Genomic DNA, 6,738 nt, shown 5'->3' on the forward strand with positions numbered 1-6,738 from the left:
CTCACCGCCAGCGAGATCGAGGCCGCACGCCGCACCGGCGTCGACCTGGAGGCGCTGGCGTACGCGTTGGGGGCAGGAGCCAGCCTGGGCCAGGCGCTGAGCATGCATGCCGCCGGCGTGGACCTGTGGGAGTACGGCAGCTGCTTGTCCGACGGGCTGACCCACCACGAAGTGCGTTGCGCCCACGGCGCCGGGATCAACGTGCGCCTCTACCGGAGAGCGCGCCGAGCGGGCATCAGCGATGACCACATCTACGCCGCGCACCGTGCTGGCATCGACGTGTTCGTCTACCACGCAGCTCGGCAGACTGGAGCCAGCGACCGCCGCGTCCGAGCCGCGCAAAGAGCGGGCATCAACCTGCGCGAGTACGTCCTAGCTCGCTGGGCCGGCGCGACAGACCAGCAAGTACGAGCCGCCCATCGGGTCGGGCGCGACTTCTCTCTAACCGGCAGCGGCCAGCAGGTCACCGACAGAGCCGAGACCTTGCAAGCTCTGCTCATTCTCGACGGCTGGCTCAGCCGTCACATGCGGCCACCAGCGGACAGCTTTTCGCGCCAGCAATCCCTCGACTTCACCTCCCCGGCCTCCCACAGACAGGACCTCGAAGAGGAGCCCCACGAGGCGCTCGGCATCCGCGTTCCCGTACGTGGCTGAGCTCTCCCCCCCGGCACGCCCCCGCCTGCCCGTGGCGGCAGGCGGGGGCGTGCTGCCTCCGCGTCCCGGGCACCCGTTGCCGCGATCTGACCAAAGGAGCACACCACATGCTTGAACCGACCGTTGTCGCGGACTTCCTGCCCCGAACCAACCTGCTCCACAAGGTGGTCACGGACGGCGGGCACCAGCTGCCGGAGGGAACCCAGCACTGGGGTCTGCGGGCCGTCAGCCGCGATCCGGCCACCGGCCAGCGCTCCTCCTCGCGGGGATTCGCCTATCCCGAACCCGGCAACTGGGCCATCGCCCCCGGACCGATCAACGACCACAACAGCGACGCCTGCCCGTCGGCCATTGGGGACGGTCTATGCCTGGCCACCACGGAGATGGCTTACGCCGACCCCAAGACCGGGAACCAGGCGGCCATGTGGGAAGGGATCGCCTCCGGCAACCTCCCGTTCACGCACCTGCTGCTCGTCGCCTACCATCCCGCCGATGTGCTGGGTAGTCACGCAGAACAAGGGATGGTGCGCGTTCGACGGATGTTCGTTGTCGACGACGTCGACGGGGAAGCGCTGATCAAAACCCATGGATACGGCGCCGACCTGCGCGGCCTGGAGGAGTTCGACCTCGACGCACACGCGGGCCTCGACTACGCCGTGGTGGACGCCCTCATGAACGAGGTCGCCACGTACGAGCAGCTCGCTCAAGGCCGGGCGGCGAACATCCCGACGCACACCTACCTTCAGGCCCGAGACAACGGGCTGTCCCACCGCGCGATTCTCGCTGCGGCCACCGGCTGGCGCGCGCTCGTCGCCCGCCTGGCGCTGCTGCCGTGGAAGCGCGAGGCCTGGAGAAGACGCGCGCCCCTCTCCGCCGTGCTGCAGTACGCCGCGGACCGGCAGGCAGGCATGCCCGTGCGTCGCGCTGGCCAACTGGCCGCCGCTGACATTCCCCTTCGTGACTATCTGGCTGCCGCGGACCTGGCCACGCACGCCGAGATCATGGAAGCGCATCGCCACCACGTCTGGTTGTCGGCCTACGCCTTCGAACGGCGAAACGGTCGCTCCCACCAGCAGGTGCTCGCGATGGATTGGGCCATTCCGTTCTAACCACACCCAGCCCGGCCGTCCGGCCCCGCCGTTCGGATCCCCATGCTGCTCACCCGCCGAAGAGCTGACCACGCCGACGCCATGCGCAGACCGGCTGCGGCGGCTGGCCGGCTGTTCCTGACCATGCCCTGTCACGCGTAGGAGGCTCATGTCCCGAACGGACAAGGACCAGCTCAACTGGCTCCTCACCCACTACCACCGGAGGCTTGTCCCGGTCGAGCCGGAGGTCCTGCGCGACTGGGACCCCATGCGCAACCTTCTGCTCGACCGCCCCGACGTGTCCGCGGTCATCCGCGGCCTGTACGAGCGGCCCCGTCCATGCCGCTCGACCCTCCGCGAAGAGGGATGGTGCCCAGACCGGCGAAAGGAACGAGACGCCTGCCGCGCGGCGGCCCAGGAGTACAACGCGACAGGGGAAACGGACACCGAGCCGCCGGTCTTCCAGCACCGCCAGGGCGTCCTCCGGCCGACGTAACCCCCGCATTCCCATGCGCCGGCCGTGCCGGGACGAAAGGCGCGGAAACGGTCGCAAGGCAGGCCACCCGGCACCTGCCTGAGTGATACGGCGAACCCGCTGCGCGGGGCAAGACCAAGCCGCTACGCGGTCGCCCCAAGGGGCGAGTCTTGCCCCGCTCCGCGGGTCCACCGGGCGACGGACTCAGGCGCCGGGTCAGCCCGACTCGCGACACCCACAAGGCCGTCACGTCGATGACAACGACCTTCGGCTGGGCGGTCAACGGCATCAGCAGACCTTCACGTCCACGTGGAACAACCTTTCCGGCTGACCGGCAGGACCCGAACCGAGATGCGGCCCCGGCCCAGGTGTGCACCGCCGCCCGGTCCGGGACGCATCCCTCCGAATCCGACTCATAGACAGGAGACATCCGTGCTCACATCGTTCGCCATCGCCATCGACCCCCACAGCGCCGCAATCGCCCGCGCCGCCGGCGCTACCGCCGAACAGGTTCACCTCGTGCACTCCGTTGGCATGAACCTGTTCTGGTACGGAAAGGGACTCGCGCTCGGTTGCACGCACGCCGAACTGTGCGCGGCGGACGCCATCGGCATCGACCTGTTCGACTACGTCGAAGCCCGTGAATGGGGAATCAGCCACGACCGCACGTTGGCCGCCCACCGCGCCGGTATCGCCCCCTGCGAGTACGACATGGCCCGCCGAGCCGGCGCCAGCGACCGCCGCGTCCGTGCCGCCTTTCGAGCCAACGTGAACCTGTGGTCTTACAGTGACGCGCTGAAGGCCGGCGCCAAAGACCGGGAGGTGCGTGCCGCCTTCGCAGACGGCCTCAATATGCTGACGTACGCGGAATTGCGCACCGTGGCCACGGACGCGCAAGCCCGCGAAACCCTGCGCGAGCTCGGCGACTGGGTCCGCGACTACATGGTCGCCCGCAGGACGGGTCAGCGGCACCAGCCCGCCCTGCGGGCCTGCGTCGACATTCCCTTCTGACCACCGACGCGTTCCACGCAGCGGGCAGAGCGCCCGGGACCACACGGTGGCCCCGGGGAAGCTAGAGGCACCGGCTAATCCCGGGTCGGCAGTCCCTTTCAGTCGCGACAGCGGCACCGTCCTTCTATCCTGAACCCGAAGGAGTTGACGATGAGCTCTCAGCACAATCCCGGCGTGGCTGGTGAGACCACCGCGGATCGAGCCTGGCACCTCCGGCTGCATTCCGCAGGGGCGACGCTGGAGCAGGTGTGGGCTGCGCAGCGGACACCCGTGCGGGACTTTTCCCGGTACCTCCGGCTTTCCGCTGAGGGCGCCAAGCACGAGAAGATTCAGCGTGCACGAGAGACGTCCGGCGTACGTCTGGCCGATCACCACCTACCGTAGCCGCGTGCGTGCCGTGCGGCCGCACGGCACGGCGTCATCACCAACCCATGAGCAAATCGCACCGGCGAACCTCAGAAGGAAACGTTGATGGAAACCGTTGCTGCTCTTGCTGTCGTCGCCGGTGTCGCCATTCAGATTGCTCTCCTCATCAAGGAACGACGTCGCCAGCGCCAGCTGAGGGACCTGCGTCAGGCAGCTGAGCACTTTCGTGTGCCTGCGCCTTGGTGGCGCTGGTGGAACAGGCAGCCGGACACCTGGCCTCGGTGCCAAGGTAGCTGAGGCAGCCCTTTCAACGTCCGGCGATCTCTCACCCTCCGCCAGCGGCGGTGGGCGGAACAACGTCAGATACGGCTCGGCTCTCCCGACCTTCACGTTCCCGCCGCCGGTCCTTGTGGCGCACTGAGCGCCCGCGTCCTCGAGTGCCCCATTCCCCGCCCACCGGGCCGGCGCAAGCGATCGCCGACCGCGTCGCTTATCGAGCTGAGATGGTCCTGTGGTTCTGCGCATCGGCCCTGGAGGCCGGCGCTGAAGACCGGGAAGGGCCGAAAACCCTGGCCTGAGCGTGCCTCCCATTCCCAGCCCCTAAAGCAGGGCGCCGGACAAACGATGTAGCCCCTCACCCCCTGTATGAAGGAGCCGATGATGGCGTTTCAGCGGTCCTCCGGCCCGGCCGACAAGGTCACGAAGGGTCATGTAAGGCACGTGATCTCGCTGGCCCGAAAGCTGCCCGAACATCAGCCGCTCTTCAGTGGCGATGCCCACTTTCAGATCGCACATCTGCGCCGAGGGGTAATCCTTCGCCGAACCAGCGAACGTGACGCTTTGGAGGCACTTAAGGAGCTGACCGGGGGAGGCGAACGGATCGCCGTCGTGCAGGCCGATGTGTTCCATCTGTTCTGCCTGACACCTTGGATCTGGTGGGTCGATAAGAGGCGCCACAATCTCCCGGTCGAAGGGTCCGACGAGGACACCCTCAGAGTCATCGCTGTTCCTTCGAACTCCAAGGGGCTCACAGCGCAATCGATTCAGTTGCTGTGCGGCCGACATGTCTTCAACGGCGTCACGGCAGACGATCTGTCTGTGCTGGCACGCCAGCTCAGGCGCGCCGCACCCGTGGAGTGACCGCACCGAGATTCGTCGGCTGCGCCGCGGTCTTTGGCGGCGAACAGTCATAGGGCCCAATCGCTCATGGTGTCGGGAACGAGTGCCACGCACCTCAGCGCCCGACCGTCCACAGCTGGGCGCGTAGCCCTCGCTGGTGACCTGCCGCCTAACTCACCGTCGCTGACCAGCACGTGTCCGGATTGCACCAATGCCCCGAACAAGGAGGAATCGACATGTCCGTCTCGTTCGATCGCCTAACTCTGGCCAAGGGTCTGCGGGATTTCGCCGACTTCATCGTCGCCAACCCCGAGATCCCCATTATGGAGAATCCCTTGGGAACGGTGCCGGTGCACTACTTTCCCCAACACGGTACGGACGAAGAGATGCGCGCCGTCATTGACCGCATCGCGGGCTATCTCGGCAGCTCCATCGAGGCTGAACAGCTCGAGTTCGGACACTATGGAACCTCAATCGCTTTGGACCGGTCACCTACAGCGCGGTAGCCATCCTCGCGAGTGCTCGTGCTCAGCATGCCGCCCACGAAAGCTATCGAGGCTGCGTCACACCTGACTCCGTCGAGAGTCCGGATGCCCCCGACGACTTCAGCGGTACCTCGGCAACCTCGCGCAAGAGGAACATCCTCACCCGGCTCTGGCCCTTTTCGCTTCTGCGGTTGAGCATTCAACGCCGTGGGGGCCGCTGACTTCTCAGCTCCTCATCGCGGTCGTCGGGATGTCGGATCCCCTGGCATCCCGACGTCGCAAGGTTCACCTGACAAGGCGCGGCGGCCGGTTGCCGACTTCCGCTTGAGCCCATGGGCACTCTCCACGGGTCAGCACTCAAGACCACCGAGTCCATCCAGCCAAAGGAGGATGCCGTGAGTTACACCATCGTTAGTGGCAGCATCCGAGCCATCAAGGTGGCGGTGGCCACCGCCACCGCCTCCGTTCGAGTGCGGATCACTAAGCATCGTGTCTCAAGGGCGGTCGCCATCGGGATCAGCCGGTCCGACTACCTGTACGCGCTCAGCCTGGGAGTGCCTGATGCGGAGATCCGGCGCCTCCACAAGTGGGGCTTCAACGTACGCAGTTGGGCGGAGATGACGGCTCCCGTCAGAGACGGGCGAGCCAGCTGAGGCGAGGCCAGTCTGGCCGATGCTCGCCACCCAGGACGAGGCACTGACCGATACGGCGCCCCATTAACCCAGCCGTCCCGCCCGGGTCCATGCAGCAACGCCGCCGTCGCTCGCCCCACCAGAACGAGCGACGGCTGGCCCGTACTGACAGTCCGTGTCGCTCAACGGCAGACGCGCGCCGGTAGCCCGCTTTTCAAGATCGTTGTAAGCCCTTTTGGGGAGCAAGTTATCGGAATAGTCGGACAATCTCTCCATTTCTACCGACCATCCGCTACGCTCGCGCCTTACAGATCACAGAACTTGAGTCACTTTTGCTTGTCAGGTTGTTGGAGTGGTCACGCAGAAGGGATGCATCTGAAGGTGGGACGACGCGCGTGGGGGGAGAAGCGTCGCGACCATCGGGTTGGTCCCTTGCGCTACAACGATCGGGAGTACGCCACCTTGCAGATCGTCGCCGCCCGTGAAGGCATGGATGTCGGCTCTTACGTCGCCACCACGTCGCTGGCAGTGGCCATGCAGGACCTCACTCCCGTACCGGTAAAGCGGCGCGACGAGCTGGTGGAGTTCATCCGCGCGAGGGTCGCCATGAACCGTCTCGCCGCAGCGCTGGGCGAGGTTATGGCGACGCGGGACTCCGGCGATGAGACGGTGGCGCTGGATGAAGTTCTGGCGCGTGTCGCGGGTGGGATCCGCCGTCTGGAGGCCGCAGCGGACGCCGTCGCCGGTCTAGAGCCGCCATCGTGATCGCCAAGGTGCAGCAGGGCAGCCGAACCCATGGTCTGCTTCGCTACGGATCCAAGGCCCACACGGGAGCGTCACCATGGCCTTCACCGTCGCCGACTACATCCTGACGCGGCTGAGCCAGCAGCAGGTCAACACGCTTTTCG

The 6,738-nt window shown here is 66.5% G+C and carries 8 protein-coding genes; all 8 read left to right on the forward strand.

Translation table 11 applies throughout. From position 1 onward, the window contains the following. Positions 1-654 (forward strand): hypothetical protein (locus AB0J09_RS51870; RefSeq protein WP_360709159.1); only part of this gene is annotated, 654 nt, incomplete at its 5' end. Between the two features lie 107 nt (positions 655-761). Continuing rightward, positions 762-1,763 carry a hypothetical protein gene (locus tag AB0J09_RS51875; RefSeq protein WP_360709162.1) on the forward strand — a complete coding sequence of 334 codons (1,002 nt, stop codon included), beginning with the start codon at positions 762-764 and terminating at the stop codon, positions 1,761-1,763. A gap of 148 nt (positions 1,764-1,911) precedes the next feature. Next, positions 1,912-2,238 (forward strand): hypothetical protein, encoded by a 327-nt coding sequence (locus tag AB0J09_RS51880; protein WP_360709164.1) that lies wholly within the window; start codon positions 1,912-1,914, stop codon positions 2,236-2,238. 411 nt (positions 2,239-2,649) lie between these two features. Then, complete coding sequence (locus tag AB0J09_RS51885) at positions 2,650-3,228, forward strand: hypothetical protein (protein ID WP_360709167.1); 579 nt, start codon at positions 2,650-2,652, stop codon at positions 3,226-3,228. Between the two features lie 1,023 nt (positions 3,229-4,251). Then, on the forward strand, positions 4,252-4,734 hold the full coding sequence (locus AB0J09_RS51890; protein WP_360709169.1) for a hypothetical protein: 483 nt from the start codon (positions 4,252-4,254) through the stop codon (positions 4,732-4,734). Positions 4,735-4,949: 215 nt separating this feature from the next. Beyond that, positions 4,950-5,219, forward strand: a complete 270-nt coding sequence (locus AB0J09_RS51895) for a hypothetical protein (RefSeq protein WP_360709171.1) — start codon at positions 4,950-4,952, stop codon at positions 5,217-5,219. Positions 5,220-5,593: 374 nt separating this feature from the next. Further along, on the forward strand, positions 5,594-5,851 hold the full coding sequence (locus AB0J09_RS51900) for a hypothetical protein (RefSeq protein WP_360709174.1): 258 nt from the start codon (positions 5,594-5,596) through the stop codon (positions 5,849-5,851). Between the two features lie 411 nt (positions 5,852-6,262). After that, complete coding sequence (locus AB0J09_RS51905) at positions 6,263-6,595, forward strand: hypothetical protein (protein WP_360709176.1); 333 nt, start codon at positions 6,263-6,265, stop codon at positions 6,593-6,595. Positions 6,596-6,738 lie beyond the last annotated feature (143 nt).

This window comes from Nonomuraea sp. NPDC049784 (assembly GCF_040659615.1).
GTDB lineage: Bacteria > Actinomycetota > Actinomycetes > Streptosporangiales > Streptosporangiaceae > Nonomuraea.

Bases quoted from the DNA above. Each gene is read 5' to 3' on its own strand.
- AB0J09_RS51875 (WP_360709162.1), top strand. From the start codon at position 762: ATGCTTGAACCGACCGTTGTCGCGGACTTCCTGCCCCGAACCAACCTG.
- AB0J09_RS51880 (WP_360709164.1), top strand. From the start codon at position 1,912: ATGTCCCGAACGGACAAGGACCAGCTCAACTGGCTCCTCACCCACTAC.
- AB0J09_RS51890 (WP_360709169.1), top strand. From the start codon at position 4,252: ATGATGGCGTTTCAGCGGTCCTCCGGCCCGGCCGACAAGGTCACGAAG.
- AB0J09_RS51895 (WP_360709171.1), top strand. From the start codon at position 4,950: ATGTCCGTCTCGTTCGATCGCCTAACTCTGGCCAAGGGTCTGCGGGAT.